At 68.0% G+C, this 21,082-nt stretch carries 19 protein-coding genes and 1 riboswitch; of the genes, 9 read left to right on the top strand and 10 right to left on the bottom strand.

The annotated features are described in order from the left end of the window. Positions 1 to 65 precede the first annotated feature (65 nt). Positions 66 to 189: riboswitch (FMN riboswitch) on the bottom strand. 18 nt (positions 190 to 207) lie between these two features. Beyond that, positions 208 to 1,212 (bottom strand): sugar-binding transcriptional regulator, encoded by a 1,005-nt coding sequence (locus tag E4M00_RS16565; RefSeq protein ID WP_135121585.1) that lies wholly within the window; start codon positions 1,210 to 1,212, stop codon positions 208 to 210. 109 nt (positions 1,213 to 1,321) lie between these two features. Between E4M00_RS16565 and E4M00_RS16560 the strand changes: the two genes are divergently transcribed. Beyond that, positions 1,322 to 3,079 (top strand): glycerol-3-phosphate dehydrogenase/oxidase, encoded by a 1,758-nt coding sequence (locus E4M00_RS16560; protein WP_135121584.1) that lies wholly within the window; start codon positions 1,322 to 1,324, stop codon positions 3,077 to 3,079. Between the two features lie 28 nt (positions 3,080 to 3,107). Here E4M00_RS16560 and E4M00_RS16555 read toward each other — a convergent pair whose 3' ends face one another. From E4M00_RS16555 to sdhC, 9 genes are all read right to left on the bottom strand, one after another. After that, positions 3,108 to 3,839 (bottom strand): HAD family hydrolase, encoded by a 732-nt coding sequence (locus tag E4M00_RS16555; RefSeq protein WP_193555604.1) that lies wholly within the window; start codon positions 3,837 to 3,839, stop codon positions 3,108 to 3,110. Then, positions 3,836 to 4,414: a GNAT family N-acetyltransferase gene (locus E4M00_RS16550; protein ID WP_135121583.1), complete on the bottom strand. Its 579-nt coding sequence runs from the start codon at positions 4,412 to 4,414 to the stop codon at positions 3,836 to 3,838. The genes E4M00_RS16555 and E4M00_RS16550 overlap by 4 nt, the downstream gene beginning before the upstream one ends. Further along, positions 4,414 to 5,424, bottom strand: coding sequence for a tryptophan--tRNA ligase (trpS, locus tag E4M00_RS16545; RefSeq protein ID WP_135121582.1), 1,011 nt, complete (start codon positions 5,422 to 5,424; stop codon positions 4,414 to 4,416). Before trpS ends, E4M00_RS16550 begins: the two co-directional genes overlap by 1 nt. 37 nt (positions 5,425 to 5,461) lie before the next feature. Further along, on the bottom strand, positions 5,462 to 6,295 hold the full coding sequence (locus E4M00_RS16540; protein ID WP_135121581.1) for an exodeoxyribonuclease III: 834 nt from the start codon (positions 6,293 to 6,295) through the stop codon (positions 5,462 to 5,464). A 50-nt stretch (positions 6,296 to 6,345) separates the two neighbouring features. After that, positions 6,346 to 7,617, bottom strand: coding sequence for a YihY/virulence factor BrkB family protein (locus tag E4M00_RS16535; protein WP_240037239.1), 1,272 nt, complete (start codon positions 7,615 to 7,617; stop codon positions 6,346 to 6,348). Between the two features lie 123 nt (positions 7,618 to 7,740). Continuing rightward, positions 7,741 to 8,508, bottom strand: coding sequence for a succinate dehydrogenase iron-sulfur subunit (locus tag E4M00_RS16530; RefSeq protein ID WP_055902843.1), 768 nt, complete (start codon positions 8,506 to 8,508; stop codon positions 7,741 to 7,743). Between the two features lie 2 nt (positions 8,509 to 8,510). Next, a complete protein-coding gene (sdhA, locus tag E4M00_RS16525; protein ID WP_135121580.1) occupies positions 8,511 to 10,325 on the bottom strand; it encodes a succinate dehydrogenase flavoprotein subunit in 1,815 nt (604 codons plus the stop codon). Between the two features lie 11 nt (positions 10,326 to 10,336). Next, complete coding sequence (locus tag E4M00_RS16520; RefSeq protein WP_056164712.1) at positions 10,337 to 10,801, bottom strand: succinate dehydrogenase hydrophobic membrane anchor subunit; 465 nt, start codon at positions 10,799 to 10,801, stop codon at positions 10,337 to 10,339. A gap of 11 nt (positions 10,802 to 10,812) precedes the next feature. Next, complete coding sequence (sdhC, locus tag E4M00_RS16515; protein WP_082510098.1) at positions 10,813 to 11,232, bottom strand: succinate dehydrogenase, cytochrome b556 subunit; 420 nt, start codon at positions 11,230 to 11,232, stop codon at positions 10,813 to 10,815. A gap of 203 nt (positions 11,233 to 11,435) precedes the next feature. Here sdhC and E4M00_RS16510 point away from each other — a divergent pair, with 203 nt between their 5' ends. From E4M00_RS16510 to E4M00_RS16475, 8 genes are all read left to right on the top strand, one after another. After that, the gene (locus tag E4M00_RS16510; RefSeq protein ID WP_056164709.1) at positions 11,436 to 12,548 is read left to right on the top strand and encodes a mannose-1-phosphate guanylyltransferase; all 1,113 of its coding nucleotides are present in this window, start codon (positions 11,436 to 11,438) and stop codon (positions 12,546 to 12,548) included. A gap of 69 nt (positions 12,549 to 12,617) precedes the next feature. Beyond that, a complete protein-coding gene (locus E4M00_RS16505) occupies positions 12,618 to 13,685 on the top strand; it encodes a BMP family lipoprotein (protein WP_135121579.1) in 1,068 nt (355 codons plus the stop codon). Between the two features lie 186 nt (positions 13,686 to 13,871). After that, entirely contained in the window at positions 13,872 to 14,969 is a 1,098-nt protein-coding gene (locus tag E4M00_RS16500; RefSeq protein WP_135121578.1) for a BMP family lipoprotein, read from the top strand. A 162-nt stretch (positions 14,970 to 15,131) separates the two neighbouring features. After that, on the top strand, positions 15,132 to 16,652 hold the full coding sequence (locus E4M00_RS16495) for an ABC transporter ATP-binding protein (RefSeq protein WP_135121577.1): 1,521 nt from the start codon (positions 15,132 to 15,134) through the stop codon (positions 16,650 to 16,652). Next, entirely contained in the window at positions 16,649 to 17,944 is a 1,296-nt protein-coding gene (locus E4M00_RS16490; RefSeq protein ID WP_193555603.1) for an ABC transporter permease, read from the top strand. The genes E4M00_RS16495 and E4M00_RS16490 overlap by 4 nt, the downstream gene beginning before the upstream one ends. Next, positions 17,941 to 19,239: an ABC transporter permease gene (locus tag E4M00_RS16485; protein WP_240037237.1), complete on the top strand. Its 1,299-nt coding sequence runs from the start codon at positions 17,941 to 17,943 to the stop codon at positions 19,237 to 19,239. The genes E4M00_RS16490 and E4M00_RS16485 overlap by 4 nt, the downstream gene beginning before the upstream one ends. Then, positions 19,236 to 19,658, top strand: a complete 423-nt coding sequence (locus E4M00_RS16480) for a cytidine deaminase (RefSeq protein WP_135121576.1) — start codon at positions 19,236 to 19,238, stop codon at positions 19,656 to 19,658. The genes E4M00_RS16485 and E4M00_RS16480 overlap by 4 nt, the downstream gene beginning before the upstream one ends. Before the next feature lie 100 nt (positions 19,659 to 19,758). After that, positions 19,759 to 21,057, top strand: coding sequence for a thymidine phosphorylase (locus tag E4M00_RS16475; RefSeq protein WP_135121575.1), 1,299 nt, complete (start codon positions 19,759 to 19,761; stop codon positions 21,055 to 21,057). Positions 21,058 to 21,082 lie beyond the last annotated feature (25 nt).

Below are 21,082 nucleotides of genomic sequence, written 5' to 3'. Positions count from 1 at the left end.
ATCCTGTTGAGCTCCGGGGTCTCGGGCATCGCCCGATTCCGCCATCCGGCGCGAACGCCGAACGACGCGTGCATCCTCCCATCCGGACTTTAACCGTCGGTCCCGGAATTCCACCAGGTCAACCGCCGGTGAGGGCGGGTCGCGGACTATCACCGCCGGTTCGGATTCTCACCGACCCCGGAGCACGTTCTTGTCTTCGATGATAGATCAACGCACAGACGCGCGTCCTATTCCCGTGTCATCGTGCGACGCGACCAGGAGTCGCGCCGTGCCCTCGTCGACGTACAGGTCCGTGATGAGTCCTGCGGCGATGGCGCCGCGGATGCTCGCCAGTCGGGCGGCCCCCGATACGACGCAGATGCGCCGCGGTGTTCGCCGGAGCACATCGAAGGCCGGGCCGCTTCCCCTGTCGTTGAGGCTGATCCCGTCGGTCGAGCCGTCGATCCGGTAGAAGACCGTCGCGACGTCTCCGACCACATTCTGCTCCTGCAGGCTCACGACGTCGTCGGGGTCGAGGAAGTTGCTCGAGTACACGTGGCTCGGAACCTCGGCGAACGGGGAGCCGACTCCGAAGAGGGCGACGTCGAGGTGCTCCTGCAGGGCCAACACGCGCTGCATGCTGCGCTCGCGCCAGAGCGCCTGCTTGGTGAGGGGGTCGTCGAAGAAGGCCGGCACGGGAAACTGCTGCACCTGGGCGTTGTAGGCCTCGCCGAACCTCCGCAGGATCTCGCTCGCGTAGACGATGCCCGTGCTGGTGAGGTTGCCCGCCCCGTTCAGCTGCACGATCTGGGTGTCGTGCACGGCCCGGGGGATGAGATGCCGCGAGACCGCGCTGACTGTGGCGCCCCAGGCCACTCCGAGAGTGGAGTTCGAGTCCACGTACTCGCCGAGCATCCGTGCAGCCGAGAGGGCGACGCGCTCCAGGCGGTCGACGTCGCTGGTGTGGTCGGGCACCGGAACGACGTGCGCCGTCACGCCGAAGGTCTCGAGGATCTGGCGTTCGAGGATGTTCGGCATCTCGCGGGGCGACCGCACCCTGATGTCGACCAGGCCGGTCTCGCGGGCGTGGCTGAGCAGCCGGGAGACCGAGGAGCGCGAGGTGCCGAGCTCGTGCGCGATGGCCTCCATCGTGAGGTCCTGCAGGTAGTAGAGCTGCGAGGCCCGGAGCGCGTCGCGGGTCCGGGTCGTGAGGTCGGGGTGATCTGTCGCCATCCGTTCATCTTGCACGTATGTGCAGTTCACTTGCAACAAGTTGCGACCACGCTGAGACTTGATGTGTCGGGACGAATGCGTGCCGACCAGCGAAACAAAGGGATGCACCATGGCGACGTCGTCGACGACTTCCACTTCCTCCTCCGGAGCCGATGCGCTCCGCCCCACCGTCGAGGCCCTGCGCGCGCGGCCCCACGCCGACGTCCTCGTGATCGGGGCCGGCATCAACGGCATCGCGACGTTCCGCGACCTCGCCCTGCAGGGCGTCGACGTCGTCATCATCGACCGCGACGACTTCGTCTCGGGCGCCTCGGCCGCGTCGTCGCACATGATCCACGGCGGCATCCGGTACCTGGAGAACGGCGAGTTCAGGCTCGTGCGCGAGTCGGTCGAGGAGCGCAACGCCCTCGTCAGGATCGCCCCGCACTACGTGCGCCCGCTCAAGACCACGGTGCCGATCTTCTCCACCTTCAGCGGCATCCTCTCGGCGCCGCTCCGCTTCCTCACGCACAAGGCGGGCAAGCCGACCGAGCGCGGTGCCGCCCTCATCAAGGTGGGTCTGACCGCCTACGACTCCTTCTCGCGCGACGGTGGCAGTGTTCCCCGCCACGAGTTCCACGGCCGCAAGCGCTCGCTCGCCGAGCTCCCGGCGCTGAACCCCGGCATCAAGTACACGGCCACCTACTACGACGCCTCGATGCACGATCCGGAGCGTCTGGCCCTCGACGTCCTGAACGACGGCCTGGCCGCCGGCCCGCACGCTCGCGCCGCCAACTACGTCGAGGCTGTCGGCGCGGATGGCGATGGCGTGACGCTCCGCGACAGCGTGACCGGCGAGGAGTTCGGCTTCACGGCATCCGTCGTCGTCAATGCGTCGGGACCCTGGACGGATCTCACCAACGAGGCTCTGGGAGGCGCCACCAGGTTCATGGGTGGCACCAAGGGGTCGCACATCGTGCTCGACCACCCCGAGCTGCTCGCCGCGACGGACGGACGCGAGATCTTCTTCGAGCACGAGGACGGTCGCATCGTGCTGATCTACCCGCTCAAGGGGCGCGTGCTCGTCGGCACGACCGACCTCGAGCACGACATGCGGAAGCCCATCCGCACCACCGAGGAGGAGGTCGACTACTTCTTCGACCTGATCTCGCACGTCTTCCCCGGCATCACGGTGAACCGCTCGCACATCGTCTACAGGTTCGCCGGAGTGCGCCCGCTGCCTCGGCACGACGAGACCCAGCCCGGATTCGTCTCCCGCGACTACCGGATCGAGGAGGCCACCGTGCCCGGCAGCGGCGGAGCGATCCCGTTGCTCAGCCTCGTCGGCGGCAAGTGGACGACGTTCCGCGCCCTCGCCGAGCACCTGGGCGACGAGGTGCTCGCCAAGCTCGGCCGCGCCCGCACGACGAGCACCGAGGGCCTGGCCATCGGCGGCGGCCGTGGCTATCCGACGACGGACGCCGCTCGCACCGTCTGGCTCGCCAGCCACGGCGAGGTCCTCGGCCGCACCCGTGCCGCTGAGCTGCTCGAGCGCTACGGCACCCGCGCCGAGTCGCTCATCGCCGACCTCGCCGAGAACGGAACGGACATCCCCCTCGTGTCGGTCCCGACCTACAGCGTCGGAGAGATCACGGCCCTGGCCCGCGAGGAGCAGGTCGTCCACCTCATCGACGTGCTGAAGCGCCGCACCAGCCTGGCCTTCGTCGGAGCCGTGACAGCGGACGTGCTGGCCGAGGTCGCCGATGTCGTCGGCGATGCCCTCGACTGGTCTGCCGCGCGTCGGGTCGGAGAGATCGAGCACGCGCGCGCAGAACTGCACGACGTGCACGGCGTCGCCATCGAGGAGCGCCGGATCGCGCACGCCTGAGAGGCGCCTCTCCGCTCGACCAGCGGAGTCAGCCCTCCAGCGCCCCCAGGAGCTCATCGAGCCCCGTGATCTCGAGCACTCCGCGATCGCGCGCCTCGGCGGCATCCGTCGGCTCGGGAACGACGCCGGTGCGATTCAGCCAGACGCCCGTCATGCCGGCCGCTGCGGCACCGATGGCGTCGGTGCGGAGCCTGTCGCCGACGTAGGCGGCATCGTTCGTGGCCACGCCGAGGTGACGGCAGGCGTGCTCGAAGATGCGCGGGTCGGGCTTCGTGATGCCGAGGGAGCCCGAGGCGACGATGCCGTCGACGAGACCGGTGAGACCGACGGCGTCGAGCTTGGACTGCTGGAAGACGGGATCGCCGTTGGTGATCACGCCGATCCGGATATCGTCACGAGCGGCGCGGAGCGAGGCCAGGGCCTCGAGTGCGTCGTCGTGCAGCACCCACGCGGCGCGGTAGTGCTCGAAGTAGTCGTCGAACCAGGCACCGGCCGCAGCCTCGGCGAGAACGACACCGTGAGCGGCGGCGAAGTCGCGCGCTCGCGCGCGTCGCTGGCCCTGGAAGTCGAGCGTGCCGGCCAGGTAGGAGTGGTAGTGCCGTTCCTCGAGGTCGTGCCACAGGGCGACGTCGCGGGCGTGGTCGGGCGACGAGAACCCCACGGCGTCCATGTGCACCACGATCGCGCGGGCCACGGCGCCCCGATGCGCGAACAGGGTGTCATCGAGGTCGAACAGCACGGCGGCTGGGAGGCCGCTCACAGGCGGGTCTCCTCGGGCCAGCTCGCCCGTGCCTGTTCGCCGTCGTGCGATCGCAGCAGCACGCCGTGCCAGCTCGGCACGTGCGAACCGTCGCGCACGGGGTGCGACGACGGTGCCGTGCCGGTGAAGGCGAAGCCCACGGCGCGTGCGACGGCGGCGGAGTCCCGGTTGCCCGCCATAGCCTCCCACGTGACCGCGTCCGTGCGAGGCACGTCGCCGCTCACGAACACCCACTGCACGACGGCCGCCAGGGCCTCGCGCATGTAGCCGTTCCCGCGCTGATCCGCTCCGAGCCAGAATCCGACGTCGCACCGCAGCGTGCGGTAGCTGATGACGCCGATCAGTGGCCCGTCGTCACGAGTGCGCACGGCCCAGGTCGCCTCGGTGCCCGTCGTCCAGCCGAGGGGCACAAGCGTCGCGACGAAGCCCTCGGCATGCCGAGGCTCGTAGGGCCACGGCGTGGTCAGCCAACGCTCGAACAGCGGATCGCGGCAGTACTCGGCGATGCTCGGGGCATCGGCCTCCGTCGGCTGGTCGAGCACCAGCCGCTCGGTGCGGAGGACGACGGGCTCCATCAGCGGCGCCTGATGAAGCCGATGCGGTCGTAGACCGTGGCCAGGGTCTTCTCGGCCGTCGCCGTGGCCTTGTCGGCGCCGACGGCGAGCAGCCTGTCGAGCTCGGCAGGGTCCTCCAGGAGCTCCAGCGTGCGGGTGCGCACGGGGGAGAGCGTGTCGACGACCACCTCGGCGAGGTCCTTCTTGAGGTCTCCGTAGCCGCGCCCGTCGTACTCCTGCTCGAGTGCGGTGATCGTGCGCCCGCTGAGCGAGGAGTAGATGGAGAGGAGGTTCGAGATGCCCGCCTTGTTCTCGGGATCGAAGCGCACCTCGCGGTCGGCATCCGTCACCGCGCTCTTGATCTTCTTCGCGGTGACCTTGGGGTCGTCCATGATGTTGACGAGGCCGGCCGGGCTGGCGGCCGACTTGCTCATCTTCGCCGTGGGATTGGCCAGGTCGTAGATCTTGGCCGACTCCTTCGGGATGTACGCCTCGGGCACGACGAAGGTGTCGCCGAAGCGGCTGTTGAACCGCTGCGCGAGGGTGCGGGTCAGCTCGAGGTGCTGACGCTGGTCCTCTCCGACGGGCACCTGCTCCGTGCCGTACAGCAGGATGTCGGCCGCCATCAGCACGGGGTACGTGAACAGGCCGACGCTGGTCGCGTCGGAGCCCTGCTTGGCCGACTTGTCCTTGAACTGGGTCATGCGTCCGGCCTCGCCGAAGCCGGTGATGCTGCCCAGCACCCACGCGAGCTCGGCGTGCGCCGGCACCTGCGACTGGATGAAGAGGGTGCACTCCGACGGGTCGATTCCTGCGGCGATGTACTGCGCGGCCGTCTGGCGTGTGTTGGCGCGCAACTCTTTCGGGTCCTGCGCAACGGTGATCGAGTGCAGGTCGACGACGCAGTAGTAGGCGTCGAAGTCGCGCTGCATGGCGACCCAGTTGAGCAGGGCGCCGATGTAGTTGCCCAGGTGCAGCGAGTCGCTCGACGGCTGCATGCCGGAGAACAGGAGGGGACGGGCGTCATTCATGTGAGGGGACCTTCGGCTGTGACGAGAGAGGAGGGGTTCAGATCGAGTAGTCGACGACGACGGGGGCGTGATCCGACCAGCGCTCGGAGTAGCTGGCGGCACGGTCGACCGTGTACGAGGTGACGGATGCCGCGAGCGCGGGCGTCGCCAGCTGGTAGTCGATGCGCCAGCCCGTGTCGTTGTCGAAGGCCTGACCCCGGGCGGACCACCAGGTGTACGGGCCGTCGACCTCGCCCGCGGCGCGGCGGCCCAGGTCGACCCATCCGAGTCCGGCGCCGGCGTTGTAGTCGGCATCGCGTTCGGCTCCGAGGATCCTGTCGAAGTAGGCGCGCTCCTCGGGCAGGAAGCCGGCGCGCTTCACGTTCCCCTTCCAGTTCTTGATGTCGAGGGTGCGGTGCCCGACGTTGAGGTCGCCCATGACCACGCTCAGCTCGTTGTGCGCGGCCAGCTCGGGCAGCCGCGCCTGCATGGCGTCGAGGAACTTGTACTTCTCGACCTGCTTGGGCGTGCCGGCCTCGCCGGAGTGCACGTAGGCGCTCACCACGGTGACGATGCGCCCGCCCACCTCGAAGTCGGCCTCGAGCCACCGACCGGCGCTGTCGAAATCAGGGGCCCCGAGCTCGACGCGGTGGATGGTGGCCGCTCCTCGGCTCGCCAGGGCGACGCCGGCGCGGCCCTTGGCCGTCGCGGCGTCGTGGAGCACGCTCCACTCGTCTCCGAGCAGCTCGGTGACGTGCTCGGTCTCGGCGCGCACCTCCTGCAGGGCGAGGATGTCGACGCCGCGGGCATCGAGCCATGCACCCATGCCGTTGCGGTAGGCGGCACGGATGCCGTTGACGTTGACGGACGCGATGCGGAGCGGTGTTGCCATGCCTTCGATCCTATGGGAGGCGTCCGACGTCGTCGGGTGCGCAGAGGCCGTCAGCGCAGGGTGGGAGGGGGCGCATCCGTCGTCGGAGAACGGACCACGGCGACATCAGACGCCGCCGCGTCCTGCAGGTCGTCGAGCTCCGCCTGCAGACGGGCGATCCGGCGGCGGAGTGCGGCTCGACGCACCCAGCCGACCCGTGCGGCCTCCTCGCGGGCCTCCCGCAGCGAGACCCGCGTCGCGAGGATGAGGGCTTCCCGCTCGGCCTGCCGCCGCTCGGCCTCCAGTTGCGCCGGGGTGACCCGACGCAACGACTCATTGCGATCGCTGGCGGCGACGTAGATCCAGGATGCGGCGACCAGCGTGACGATGGACGTCAGCCGGAACCACAGCAGCAGGCCGATGAAGACAGTGAACGTCGCGAACAGCGGGTTGTTGGTCGCGCTGCCGACGAGATAGCCGGCTCCGATCTGCAGTACGTACATCGCGACCCCGCCGAGAACGGATCCGCTCCACAGGCGGCTCCACTTCACGCTGGCTCCGGACAGGAAGCGGAACATGGCGAGGAGGACGGCCGTGTTGATGATCAGCACGACGAGGAAGCCGGCGCCTCCGATCGAGGCCTGCACCAGCCAGCCGTCCATGTCGAAGCCGAGCAATGTGAAGATCCAGGTCGCGGCCGCCGTGCTCGCCACCGACAACAGCGAACCGATGAGGATCATGGCGCCGAAGGCGAGGGCGGCCAGCAGGTCCCGGGCCTTGAGGAGCACGTAGGAGCGCATGTCCTTCGGCAGGCCGAACAAGCTGCGCACAGCTGTGCGCGAGTAGGTGATCCACCCGATCGCGGTCCAGATGAAACCTGCGAGGGCGACGGCGCCCGTCCACCCGAACAGGCTCGTCGACGAGGACGCGATCTCCTCCAGCTGCTCCGGCGTGATCGCTCCGCCCTCGGCTATGAGCCCGGGGACGTAGGTGTTGATCAGCGTGATGATGCCGTCGAGCGTCGCTGGATCGCCGCCGAGCCAGAGACCCGTCGCTGCGAAGAGGACGTAGACGGCGGCGAACACGGCGAAGAGCGCCTGATAGCTCATGCCGGCCGACAGCAGGAAGCCGTTCCGGAACAGGAACCAGCGCCAGACCCGCACGGGGAACAGCGCCATGGTCTTCTGCGTGATCGAGGTGACGGTCTGGATCGGCTCCTCGAAGCGCTCGCCGAGCGACTCGACGCGCTCGCGCATCTCGGCGCTCATGCGCTCGCCGCGGGTCGGAGGGTCGAGCGGATCCTCCGCCGGTGTCTCGGCCGGTGCCGTCCCTCGAGCGCTCACCCTGCCAGCGTAGGGGAGGAGAACGGGGTCGATCGGATGCCGCGTCCGCACGATGTCGTCGGAGATGCAGGAAGGGCCCGGATCGTGAGATCCGGGCCCTTCCTGCGCGGCGTCGGCCGATGCCTACGCGTGGCCTCGCATGAGGGCCTGCTTGACCTCGGCGATCGCCTGGGTGACCTGGATGCCGCGAGGGCAGGCGTCGGTGCAGTTGAAGGTCGTGCGGCAGCGCCACACGCCCTCCTTGTCGTTGAGGATGTCGAGGCGAACCTGCGACGCGTCGTCGCGCGAGTCGAAGATGAAGCGGTGGGCGTTGACGATGGCTGCGGGGCCGAAGTACTGGCCGTCGGTCCAGAACACGGGGCAGCTCGACGTGCACGCGGCGCACAGGATGCACTTCGTGGTGTCGTCGAAGCGGGCGCGCTCGGCGACGGACTGCACGCGCTCCTTGCCGGGTTCGGGCTTGGAGCCCGGGATGAGGAACGGCTGCACCTCGCGGAAGGACGCGAAGAAGGGGTCCATGTCGACGATGAGGTCCTTCTCCAGCGGCAGGCCCTTGATGGCCTCCACGTAGATGGGCTTCGAGATGTCGAGGTCCTTGATCAGGGTCTTGCAGGCGAGGCGGTTGCGGCCGTTGATGCGCATGGCATCCGAGCCGCAGATGCCGTGGGCGCACGAGCGGCGGAAGGTCAGCGATCCGTCCTGCTCCCACTTGATCTTGTGCAGTGCGTCGAGCACGCGGTCGGTCGCGTACATCTCGACGTCGAAGTCCTGCCAGCGCGGCTCGGTGTCGGTGTCGGGGTCGAACCGTCGGATGATGAAGGTGACGGTGAACGGGATGACCGACGGGTCGGCGTTGCCGGGTCGGTCGGCGGCGATGGTGGCGGTGGTCACCGTCAGTACTTCCTCTCCATGGGCTGGTACCGGGTCATGACGACGGGTTTCCAGTCGAGTCGGATGTGGTCTGCCGCGTCGGCGGAAACCGCGTCGCCGGACAGGTAGGCCATGGTGTGCTTCATGTAGTTCTCGTCGTCGCGCTTCGGGAAGTCGTCGCGCATGTGGCCGCCGCGGCTCTCCTTGCGGTTGCGGGCGGAATAGACGACGACCTCCGCGAGGTCGAGCAGGAAGCCCAGCTCGACGGCCTCGAGCAGGTCGGTGTTGAACCTCTTGCCCTTGTCCTGCACGGCGACGTTCTTGTAGCGCTCGCGCAGGGTGTGGATGGTCTCCGTGACCTCGGCGAGGGACTCGTCGGTGCGGAACACTTGGGCGTTGCGGTCCATGTGGTCCTGCAGCTCCTTGCGGAGCACGGCGACGCGCTCGGTGCCGGTGGAGCCCTTGATGTGCTCGAGCAGTTCGCGCACGGCCTTGGCGGGGTCGGCGGGCAGCGGCGTGAAGTCGACGTTCTGCACATAGGCGACGGCGTTGTTGCCCGCGCGCTTGCCGAAGACGTTGATGTCGAGCAGCGAGTTCGTGCCCAGACGGTTCGAGCCGTGCACCGACACGCAGGCGCACTCGCCGGCGGCGTAGAGGCCCGGGACGACGGTGTCGTTGTCGCGCAGCACCTCGGCCGAGACGTTGGTGGGGATGCCGCCCATGGCGTAGTGCGCCGTCGGCATGACCGGCACAGGCTCCGTCACGGGATCGACGCCCAGGTAGGTGCGGGCGAACTCGGTGATGTCGGGAAGCTTGGTCTCGAGCACCTCGGCGCCGAGGTGGGTGCAGTCCAGGTAGACGTAGTCCTTGTTGGGGCCGGCTCCGCGACCCTCAGCCACCTCCTGCACCATGCAGCGCGCGACGATGTCGCGCGGGGCGAGGTCTTTGATGGTGGGGGCGTAGCGCTCCATGAAGCGCTCACCGCTGGCGTTGCGGAGGATGGCGCCCTCACCGCGGGCACCCTCGGTGAGCAGGATGCCGAGCCCGGCGAGGCCAGTGGGGTGGAACTGGAAGAACTCCATGTCCTCCAGCGGCAGGCCCTTGCGCCAGATGATGCCGACGCCGTCGCCCGTGAGGGTGTGCGCGTTCGAGGTGGTCTTGTAGATCTTGCCGAAGCCGCCCGTGGCGAAGATGATCGCCTTGGCCTGGAAGACGTGCAGTTCGCCCGAGGAGAGGTCGATGGCGACGACGCCCGACGGCTGGTCGACGCCGTCGACGTTCGTCATCACGAGGTCGAGCACGTAGTACTCGTTGAAGAAGTTGATGCCGAGACGCACGCAGTTCTGGAACAGCGTCTGCAGGATCATGTGACCCGTGCGGTCGGCGGCGTAGCAGGCGCGACGCACGGGCGCCTTGCCGTGGTCGCGGGTGTGGCCGCCGAAGCGACGCTGGTCGATCTTGCCCTCAGGGGTGCGGTTGAACGGCAGGCCCATGTTCTCGAGGTCGATGACGGCGTCGATGGCCTCCTTCGCGAGGATCTCAGCGGCATCCTGATCGACGAGGTAGTCGCCGCCCTTGATCGTGTCGAAGGTGTGCCACTCCCAGCTGTCCTCCTCGACGTTCGCCAGGGCCGCGGCCATTCCGCCCTGCGCCGCACCCGTGTGGGAGCGGGTCGGGTAGAGCTTCGAGATGACCGCCGTCTTCGCGCCGGGGCCGGCCTCGATGGCCGCGCGCATGCCGGCGCCGCCGGCTCCCACGATCACGATGTCGAACTGGTGGTAGTGCACGCCGTCGACGACGGTGGACTCGGATTCAGGATTCACAGGTGCCGTACTCATATCTATTTCGTTTATCCGACCGGGCAGAAGGAGGGCAGCAGGTCGGCGGGGGATCCGGCCGGGCACGGCTCGAAGGTGAAGACCACGAGGGTTCCGAGCAGGATCAGCGCTGCGACGGCGACGAAGATGGCGCCCTTCAGGATGCGGCGGGTCGTCGGGAGCGTGGCGTAGTCGTTCACGATCGTGCGCATGCCGTTGCCGCCGTGGATGAGGGCGAGCCAGAGCATCAGCACGTCCCAGACCTGCCAGAACGGGGAGGCGTACTTGCCTCCGACGAAGCCGAAGTCGATGGCGTGCACACCGTCGCCCACCATGAGGTTGACGAAGAGGTGTCCGAAGATGAGCACGAGCAGGAGCACGCCGGAGACGCGCATGTAGATCCAGCCCCACTTCTCCCAGTTCACGCCGCGCTTGCGGGCGGGACGCGAGGGAGAGCGGGGCGGCTCGATGGCCGGGGCGTTGTCGATGGCGGTCACGTCAGTCCCTCCTAGTGTCCGAAGACGTTCATCAGGTGGCGGGGAGTGAAGCCCAGCATCGTGACGACCCACAGCCCGATCACGACGTAGAACATGACCTTCTGGTACCGCACGCCCTTCGACCAGAAGTCGATCAGGATGATGCGGATGCCGTTGAAGGCGTGGAAGACGATCGCGCCGACCAGGGCCACCTCGCCGAGGCCCATGATGGGCGTCTGGTAGGTGCTGATGACGGCGTTGTACGCCTCGGGGCTGACGCGGATGAGCGCGGTGTCGAGAACGTGCACCAGCAGGAAGAAGAAGATGGCGACGCCGGTGATGCGATGCAGAACCCATGACCACATGCCCTCGCGGCCCCTGTAGAGGGTTCCTCCCGGACGGGATGCGCGCTTGGTGTCTGCTGTCAGGGTTCCTGCCGTGTCCTGAGGCATGAACAACCCTCCCTGGCTGTGTCTGACGGTCGTGAGAACCACCGACCGGAACCGCTCGACGAGCGTGAGCCCAAGTCTATTCCTTTCATTTCGCCCAGTTCCCGTAAGGGGAACCTAAGTATCTCGACGTCGAGAGACCACTCCCGCGACCGCGACGGATGCCGACCCGCGGCCGCCCCGAGGCGGCAGATAGTCTGTGCTGCATGACTGCGATCGAGCGCTTCTACAGCGTCATCCCGGCCGGCGGCATCGGTTCCCGGCTCTGGCCCCTCTCCCGCGCCGATGCGCCCAAGTTCCTGCACGACCTCACCGGGTCCGGGCAGACGCTGCTCCGTGACACCTGGGACAGGCTCGCTCCCATCTCGGGCACCGACCGCATCATGGTGGTCACCGGCCGCGCCCACCGCGCAGCGGTCGAGGCCCAGCTTCCCGAGCTGGCCGACCACAACGTCGTGCTCGAGAGCGAGCCCCGCGACTCATCGGCGGCGATCGGCCTGGCCGCTGCGATCCTGGCGCTGCGCGAACCCGACGTCATCATCGGATCCTTCGCGGCAGACCACGTCATCAAGGGCACCGTCCTGTTCCGGCACGCCGTTCAGGAGGCCGCGGCCCTGGCCGACGCCGGCTACATCGCGACCATCGGCATCCGTCCCACCGAGCCGGCCATCGGATTCGGCTACATCCACACCGGGGGATCCCTCGAGGTCGCTGGAGCGCCGTCGGCGAGCATCGTCGATTCCTTCGTCGAGAAGCCCGACCTGGAGACGGCCGAGCGCTACGTCGCCGGCGGCAAGCACCTGTGGAACGCGGGCATGTTCATCACGCGAGCCGATCGCCTGCTCGAGGAGATCGCCCGCCACAAGCCGGAGCTGCACGCCGGGCTCATCGAGCTGGCAGCCGCGTGGGACGATCCGGCCACTCGCGGACCGGCCGTCGACCGCATCTGGCCGAACCTCGAGAAGATCGCGATCGACTACTCCGTGGCCGAGCCGGCCGCAGCCGCCGGGCGTCTCGCCGTGGTGCCCGCCCAGTTCGACTGGGACGACGTCGGCGACTTCGCCTCGATCGCCAAGATCCACTCGGGCGGTCGCAAGCACGACCTCGCCATCCTCGGCGCAGACGCCAGGGTGCTCGCCGACTCGTCCAGCGGCATCGTGGTGAGCCAGGGCGGCCGCACCATCGCCCTCATCGGCGTCGAGGACATCGTGGTGGTCGACACCCCGGACGCCCTCCTCGTCACCACGAGCGCGAACGCCCAGAAGGTCAAGTCCGTCGTCGACGCGCTCCGGCTCTCCGGCCGCGGCGACGTGCTCTGACGCGACGTGCGCTGACCAGACGTGCTCTGACCCGACCCGTTCCCCCACAGCCCCGAGAGGATCCCCATTATGGGAAACCGACTGCTCACAGCATCCGTCGTCGCCGTCATCTCCGTTGCAGCCCTCGTCGGCTGCGCCGAGGCCCCCAGCTCGACCGGGGCGTCGAGCGATGCCGCCGGCGACTACTGCGCTCGCATGGTGACGAACTCGGGCGGCCTCGAGGACCGATCGTTCAACCAGTCCAGCTGGGCGGGTCTGCAGAAGGCGGAGAAGGATGCCGGCATCGAGGTGCAGGCGCTGGTCTCCACCGGTGAGACCGACCTGGCGCCCAACGTGCAGCAGGCCGTCGACTCCGGCTGCCAGTTCGTGCTCACCGTCGGCTACGAGTTGGCGGATGCCACGACCTCGGCGGCCGCTGCGAACCCCGACGTGCACTTCTCCATCGTCGACGAGGTCGTCGACGCCCCCAACGTGAAGCCGGTCATCTTCGACACGGCCCAGGCCAGCTACCTCGCCGGGTACCTCGCCGCCGGCGTCTCGAAGACGGGGAAGGTCGCGACCTTCGGCGGCGGCAACCAGCCGCCGGTGACCCTGTTCATGGACGGCTTCGTCGACGGCGTCGCCGCCTACAATGCCGCTCACGGCACGCAGGTGGTGGCTCTCGGCTGGGACAAGGTCAAGCAGGACGGCACCTTCACCGGCGACTTCGAGGACATCAACAAGGGCAAGACGCTGACCGAGAGCCTCATCGACCAGGGTGCGGACGTGATCCTGCCCGTCGCCGGCCAGGTCGGAGAGGGGTCGGCAGCCGCCGCGCTGGAGAACCCCGGCGTCTCGGTCATCTGGGTCGACAACGACGGCTTCGACACCCTGCCGGCGAAGTACCACCCCGTGCTCCTGACGAGCGTTCTGAAGAACACCGAGGACGCCGTGGCGCAGATCGTCACCGATGACGCAGCGGGCACCTTCGACCCCGCCCCGTTCATCGGCACGCTCGAGAACGGGGGAGTGGGCCTCGCTCCCTTCCACGACCTCGCCTCCGCCGTTCCGCAGGAACTGTCGGACGAGATCGACGCGCTGAAGGCGAAGATCGTCGACGGGTCCGTCGTCGTCACGTCGCCGAGCACGCCGGAATAGTCCGCTGAATGGCCCTTTTCGCGCAGTTTTGTTGCGAGTTCGTCTCGTCGGATGCGCCCCGGGTCGCAGATTCATAACCATTCGCGCGCGCACCCCTTTTGCTCTTTTGAGCAAGGAAATATTCGGTAACGTGATTGCACATCCCGGCCCATCCATCCCTGTGGGCCTGCAATCTTGGAGGTCATCTTGACGATCACTACCCGCAAGGCCGCCATCGGCGGACTTGCCGCGCTCAGCGCAGCGCTCCTGCTGGCCGGCTGCGCCTCGGCGCCCGAAGAGGGCGGCGAGTCGTCCGGTGGCGCAGCAGCCTCCGACTTCGTGCCCTGCATGGTCTCCGACTCCGGCGGATTCGACGACAAGTCGTTCAACCAGCTCGGATCAGAGGGCCTCGAGAAGGCAGCCAAGGAACTCGGCGTCGAGCCGATCAAGGTGCAGTCCGACGCTGAGACCGACTTCGCTCCCAACCTGACGAACCTCGTCGACCAGGGCTGCAACGTCATCGTCACGGTCGGCTTCGCGCTCTCGGCCGCCACCATCGAGTCGGCCACGGCCAACCCCGAGGTCGACTACACGATCATCGACGACGCGGCTGACGCCGACTTCGACGGCAAGGCGGACGCCGACAACATCAAGCCGATCCTGTTCGACACGGCCCAGGCGGCGTTCCTCGCCGGCTACGCAGCAGCCGACTACTCGAAGACCGGCGTCGTCGGAACCTTCGGTGGAATGAACTTCCCGACGGTCTCCATCTTCATGGACGGCTTCAAGCAGGGCGTCGAGTACCACAACACCGAGAAGGGAACCGCAGTCAAGGTTCTCGGCTGGGACGGCACCGACGGCCTCTTCACCGGTGGCTTCGAGGCCAACGACACCGCTCGCCAGACGGCCCAGGGCCTCATCGACCAGAACGTCGACGTGCTCCTGCCCGTCGGTGGACCGATCTACCAGAGCGCAGCGGCCGCCATCAAGGACGCAGGTCGTGACATCGCCATGATCGGTGTCGACGCCGACTTCACCGTCACCGCTCCCGACGTGGCCGACCTCATGCTGACCTCGATCCTCAAGGGCATCGACGTCGGAACGTACGACGCCGTCCTCGCTGCGGGTAACGGCGAGTTCGACCCGACTCCGTTCGTCGGAACCCTCGAGAACGAGGGCGTCGGCATCGCGCCGTTCCACTCCTTCGAGGACAAGGTCGCACCGACCCTCCAGGGTGAGCTCGACACGATCAAGGCCGGCATCATCGACGGCTCGATCCCCGTCAAGTCCTACCTCGCAGGCTAAGACAGTCTCCGACGGAAGGGGAGGCCGGCGAGAGCCGACCTCCCCTTCTGCATGCCGGCGCTTCTGCGCAGCATCTGCAACATCTGAGCATCCGCCCCGAAGGTCGGCCCACCTTTGCGCACGCAGGGGCGCGGAATCACGTGAATAACTAGGATCGGGAGCATGAAGCTCGAACTTCGCGGCATCACGAAGACATTCGGTGCCCTGGTCGCCAATGACCACATCGATCTCACCGTCGAACCCGGGGAGATCCACTGTCTCCTCGGTGAGAACGGTGCAGGCAAGTCCACCCTCATGAACGTGCTCTACGGCCTGTACCAGGCCGACGGCGGCGAGATCCTCCTCGACGACGCCGTGCAGCACTTCGCGGGTCCCGGAGACGCCATGGCCGCCGGAATCGGCATGGTGCACCAGCACTTCATGCTCATCCCGGTCTTCACCGTGGCCGAGAACGTCATGCTCGGGCACGAACAGACCCGCGCCGGCGGACTGCTCGACCTTCCCGCGGCACGCGCCAAGGTGAAGGAGATCTCCGAGAGGTTCGGGTTCGACGTCGATCCCGATGCCCTCGTCGATGAGCTCCCCGTCGGTGTGCAGCAGCGCGTCGAGATCATCAAGGCGCTCTCCCGTGACGCCCGCGTGCTCGTCTTCGACGAGCCGACGGCCGTGCTCACCCCGCAGGAGACCGATGAGCTCATGCAGATCATGCGGCAGCTCCGCGACGCCGGAACCGCCATCGTCTTCATCACCCACAAGCTGCGCGAGGTGCGCGAGGTCGCCGACCGCATCACGGTCATGCGGCTCGGCAAGGTCGTCGGCGAGGCCCAGCCCACGGCGACGAACGCCGAGCTCGCCTCGCTCATGGTCGGCCGCGCCGTCGAGCTGACGGTGCACAAGGAGGAGCCCACCCTCGGCGAGGAGGCCCTCGTCGTGGAGAACCTCACCGTCGTCGACCACATCGGCCAGCTCGTCGTGAACGACGTGAGCTTCTCGGTTCGCCGCGGCGAGATCCTCGCCATCGCCGGCGTGCAGGGCAACGGCCAGACCGAGCTCACCGAGGCTCTCGTCGGGCTGCAGCCGCGCGTCACCGGCCGCATCAGCCTCGACGGTCGAGAGTTGACGGGTGCGAGCGTTCGGAAGATCCTCGACGCCGGTGTCGGGTTCGTTCCCGAGGACCGCAACGAGGACGGCCTGGTCGGTGAGTTCACCATCGCCGAGAACCTCATGCTCGACAGGTCGACGGGTAAGCCGTTCGTCAAGGCAGCGACGCTGCAGCTCGGCTATCGCGCCGATTTCGCCAGGGAGAAGGTCGCCGAGTTCGATGTGCGCACGCCGAGCATCGAGACCAAGGTGGGCCGTCTCTCCGGTGGAAACCAGCAGAAGGTCGTGCTCGCCCGGGAGCTCAGCCGCGACCTCACCCTCTTCGTCGCAGCCCAGCCGACGCGTGGCGTCGACGTCGGGTCGATCGAGTTCATCCACAAGCGCATCGTCGAGACCCGCGACTCCGGTGTCCCCGTGATCGTGGTGTCGACCGAGCTCGACGAGGTCGCGGCCCTCGCCGATCGCATCATGGTCATGTACCGCGGCCGCATCGTCGGCATCGTGCCGGGCAACACCCCCCGCGATGTCCTCGGCCTCATGATGGCCGGAGAGGCCCCGACCTCAGAAGGAGTCGCCGCATGAGCGACGAGAACCCGCAGAAGCCCGCCGCGCCGGCTCCGGCATCCGTCGCCCCCGACAGGGCCACCAGCGAGGCCATCGAACCGCCGTCGCGCTGGACGGTGGCGCTGCGCGAGATCGCCACGGGCAACGCCATCATCTCGGTGCTCGCCGTGCTGCTGGCCCTGCTCGTGGGCGCCATCATGATCGCATTCACCGACGAGAACGTGCAGAAGACGGCCGTCTACTTCTTCGCCCGTCCCGGCGACACCGTCGTGGCCGTCTGGCAGTCGGTGTCCGGAGCGTACTCCGCGCTGTTCCAGGGGTCGATCTACAACTTCCGCCGCCCCGGATTCGAGGCCGGCATCAAGCCGCTCACCGAGACGCTCACCTTCGCCACACCGCTGATCGCCGCCGGCCTCGGCGTCGGTCTCGCGTTCCGGGTCGGCATGTTCAACATCGGTGGTCGCGGCCAGATGCTCATCGCGGCATCCGTCGCCGGCTGGGTCGGCTTCGGCTGGGACCTGCCGTGGGGCATCCACATGATCGTCGCGGTTCTCGCCGGCATGCTCGGCGGCGCCCTGTGGGCCGGTATCGCCGGTCTCCTGAAGGCACGCACCGGAGCCCACGAGGTGATCGTGACGATCATGCTCAACTACATCGCCTACTACCTCGTGTCGTGGATGCTGCGCACCCCCGGCCTGTTGCAGGCTCCGGGCTCGAGCAACCCGAAGACTCCGGCGATCAAGGAGATGGCCGTCTTCATCAAGATCCTCGGCCCGCAGTACAACCTGCATTTCGGCTTCCTCCTCGCGATCATCGCGACGATCATCGTCTGGTGGATCCTCAACCGCTCCAACCTCGGCTTCCAGTTCAAGGCCGTCGGTGAGAACCCGAACGCCGCGCGCGTCGCCGGCATCAACGTGAAGTCGATGTACGTCTACGCGATGCTCATCTCCGGTGCGCTCGTCGGTCTCGCGGGGGTCGCCCAGGTGCTCGGCACTGTCACGACGGGCTTCAGCTCGGGCATCGACGCCGGCATCGGCTTCGACGCGATCACAGTGGCCCTGCTCGGCCGCTCGACGCCGTGGGGCATCTTCGTCGCCGGCATCCTGTTCGGTGCGTTCAAGGCCGGTGGATTCTCGATGCAGGCGGCAGAGGGCGTCCCCGTCGAGATCGTGCTCGTCGTGCAGTCGCTCATCGTGCTCTTCATCGCGGCACCCCCGCTGGTGCGCGCGATCTTCCGCCTGCCGTCGCCCGGTTCGCGACAGAAACGAACAGTTCCCAACGTCACGAAGGAGGTGGCGGCGAAGTGAGCACCACCACCGAGAACACCGCACCAGCACCGACGCCGGCCCCGGTCGTCGTGCTCGCCAAGACAGTCATCACCAGCTGGAAGGCGCCGGTCGCGTTCCTCGTCTTCACCCTGGCCATGTTCGCGCTGGCCATCTTCGGCGCCCGTCCCGGTGACACCACGTTCAGGCTGTCGAGCCCGGCGGATGCCATCCAGCTTCCCGAGGTCGTCGTGCCGTCGGCTCCCACCGTGTGGGTCGTCGCCATCCTCCTCGCCGTGGTGACCATCGTGAGTGCCGCCATGGTGCGCGCGCAGAAGAGGGTCCCGCTCTGGCTCATCGTGATCTTCGCCGTGCTGTTCATGTTCGGCTTCCTCACCTGGGCCGCCGCCGGTTCATCGCTGCCGATGATCGGGCTGCTGTTCGGCTCGCTCAGCCTCGCGGTTCCCCTCATCTACGGCTCCCTGGCCGGTGTCATCGGCGAGCGCGTCGGCGTCGTCAACATCGCCATCGAGAGCCAGCTCCTCGCCGGAGCCTTCACCGCCGCGGTCGTGGCGTCGGTCACCGGCAACCTCTGGCTGGGAGTCATCGCAGCGATGGTCGCCGGTGTGCTGGTGGCCATGGTGCTCGCCGTGTTCGCGATCAGGTACCTCGTCGACCAGGTCATCGTCGGTGTCGTGCTCAACGTGCTCGTCGTCGGCCTCACCAGCTTCTTCTACTCGCAGGTGCTGGTGCCGAACGCCGCCGTGCTGAACGCCCCGCCGCGCTTCGAGCGCCTGCCGATCCCGCTGCTCGGCGACATCCCGATCATCGGACCGGTGCTGTTCAAGCAGACGATCATCGTCTACATCATGTACGTGGCCGTCGCCGCCGTGTACGTCGGGCTGTTCCACACCAAGTGGGGTCTCCGCCTCCGCGCAGTGGGCGAGCACCCGCAGGCCGCGGACACCGTCGGCATCAAGGTCAACAAGACCCGGTTCTGGAACGTCGCGCTGGCCGGTGCCATCGCCGGCCTCGGCGGAACGTTCTTCACCATCGGAACCGGCATCGCCTTCAACAAGGAGATGACGGCCGGCGCCGGCTACATCGCCCTCGCCGCCGTGATCTTCGGCCAGTGGGACCCGATCAAGGCCACACTCGCCGCCCTGCTGTTCGGCTTCGCGTCGAACCTGCAGAACACCCTCAGCGTGATCGGATCGCCGGTGCCGAGCGAGTTCATGCTCATGCTGCCCTACGTCGTCACGATCTTCGCCGTGGCCGGGCTCGTCGGCAAGGTGAGACCGCCGGCGGCATCAGGAAAGCCATACGTGAAATCATGACCGAGCCCACAGCATCCGTTCCCGAGATCGACTGGGCAGCTCTGCGCACCGCCGCGGTCGAGGCCATGGGCAAGGCCTACGTGCCCTACTCGGAGTTCCCCGTCGGGGCCGCGGCCCTCGTCGACGACGGTCGCATCGTGTCGGGCTGCAACGTGGAGAACGCCTCATACGGCGTCACGCTGTGCGCCGAGTGCACCCTGGTCTCCGGCCTGTTCATGTCGGGCGGCGGCAGGCTCGTCGCCTTCACCTGCGTCGACGGCAACGGCGACACCCTCATGCCCTGCGGCCGCTGCCGCCAGCTGCTGTACGAGCACTCCACCGAGGGCATGCTGCTCGAGACCGTCTCGGGCATCCGCACCATCGACGAGGTGCTGCCGGATGCCTTCGGCCCGCGCCAGCTCGCGGAGTACCGGGGCTGAGAGCCCCTCCGACGGGACCCCAACTCCGACGACCGACCTGATGACGAGCATCACGGCAGGTCGTGCGGCAGCGATTCTCCGCAACTGAAAGAAGGACCCCATGGCCGTTGAAGCCTTCGACGTCGTCGACCTCATCCGCACCAAGCGCGACCACGGAACACTGTCGACAGCCCAGATCGACTGGTTGATCGACGCCTACACCCGCGGCTACGTCGCCGACGAGCAGATGTCGGCCATGACCATGGCCATCTTCCTCAACGGCATGAGCCGCACCGAGATCCGCGACATGACCATGGCGATGATCGCCAGCGGCGAGCGGATGAGCTTCGACGCCCTCCCGATGCCGACGACGGACAAGCACTCCACGGGCGGCGTCGGCGACAAGATCACCTTGCCGCTCATGCCCCTCGTCGCCGTGTTCGGCGTCGCCGTGCCCCAGCTCTCCGGGCGCGGCCTCGGGCACACCGGCGGAACCCTCGACAAGCTGGAGTCGATCCCGGGATGGCGTGCCAACCTCACCAACGAGGAGATGTTCGCCCAGCTGCGCGACCACGGCGGCGTCATCTCCGCGGCCGGGAGCGGCCTCGCCCCTGCCGACGGCAAGCTCTACGCGCTCCGCGACATCACCGGCACCGTCGAGGCGATCCCGCTCATCGCGTCGTCGATCATGTCGAAGAAGATCGCCGAGGGCACCGGAGCGCTCGTGCTCGACGTGAAGTTCGGCTCGGGCGCGTTCCTCAAGGACATCGAGCGTTCTCGGGAGCTCGCGCGCACCATGGTCGAGCTGGGGGAGGACGCCGGAGTGGCGACATCCGCCCTGCTCACCAACATGAACGTGCCGCTCGGCCTCGCCATCGGCAACGCCAACGAGGTGCGCGAGAGCGTCGAGGTGCTCGCCGGCGGCGGGCCGGCCGACATCGTGGAGCTCACGGTGGCCCTGGCCAGGGAGATGCTCGCCCTCGTCGGCCAGACCGATGTCGACGTCGAGGCCGCGCTGCACGACGGCAGGGCCATGGACAAGTGGCGCGACGTGATCCGTGCGCAGGGCGGGGACCCGGATGCCGCCCTGCCGGTCGCTCGGGAGACCCACACCGTCGTCGCCGACCGCGACGGCGTGCTCGTCGAGCAGCAGGCGCTGCCGTTCGGCATCGGCGCCTGGCGTCTGGGCGCCGGACGCGCCCGCAAGCAGGACCCGGTGCAGCACGCCGCCGGCATCGACCTGCACGCCAAGCCCGGCGACGCCGTGACCGCCGGCCAGCCGCTGTTCACGCTGTCGGCCGACGAGCCCGAACGCTTCGCCCGTGCCCTCGAGGCCGTCGAGGGCGCCTGGCGCATCGGCGACGTCGGTGAGACCGTGCAGGACGGCGGCCCGCTGATCGCCGAGCGCATCGGGCGCTGACGCGCGTCTCCCGCTCTCTGAGGCC

Source organism: Orlajensenia leifsoniae, assembly GCF_004570845.1.
GTDB classification, from domain to species: domain Bacteria; phylum Actinomycetota; class Actinomycetes; order Actinomycetales; family Microbacteriaceae; genus Orlajensenia; species Orlajensenia leifsoniae.
This window is presented reverse-complemented; position numbering and strand designations above follow the sequence as displayed.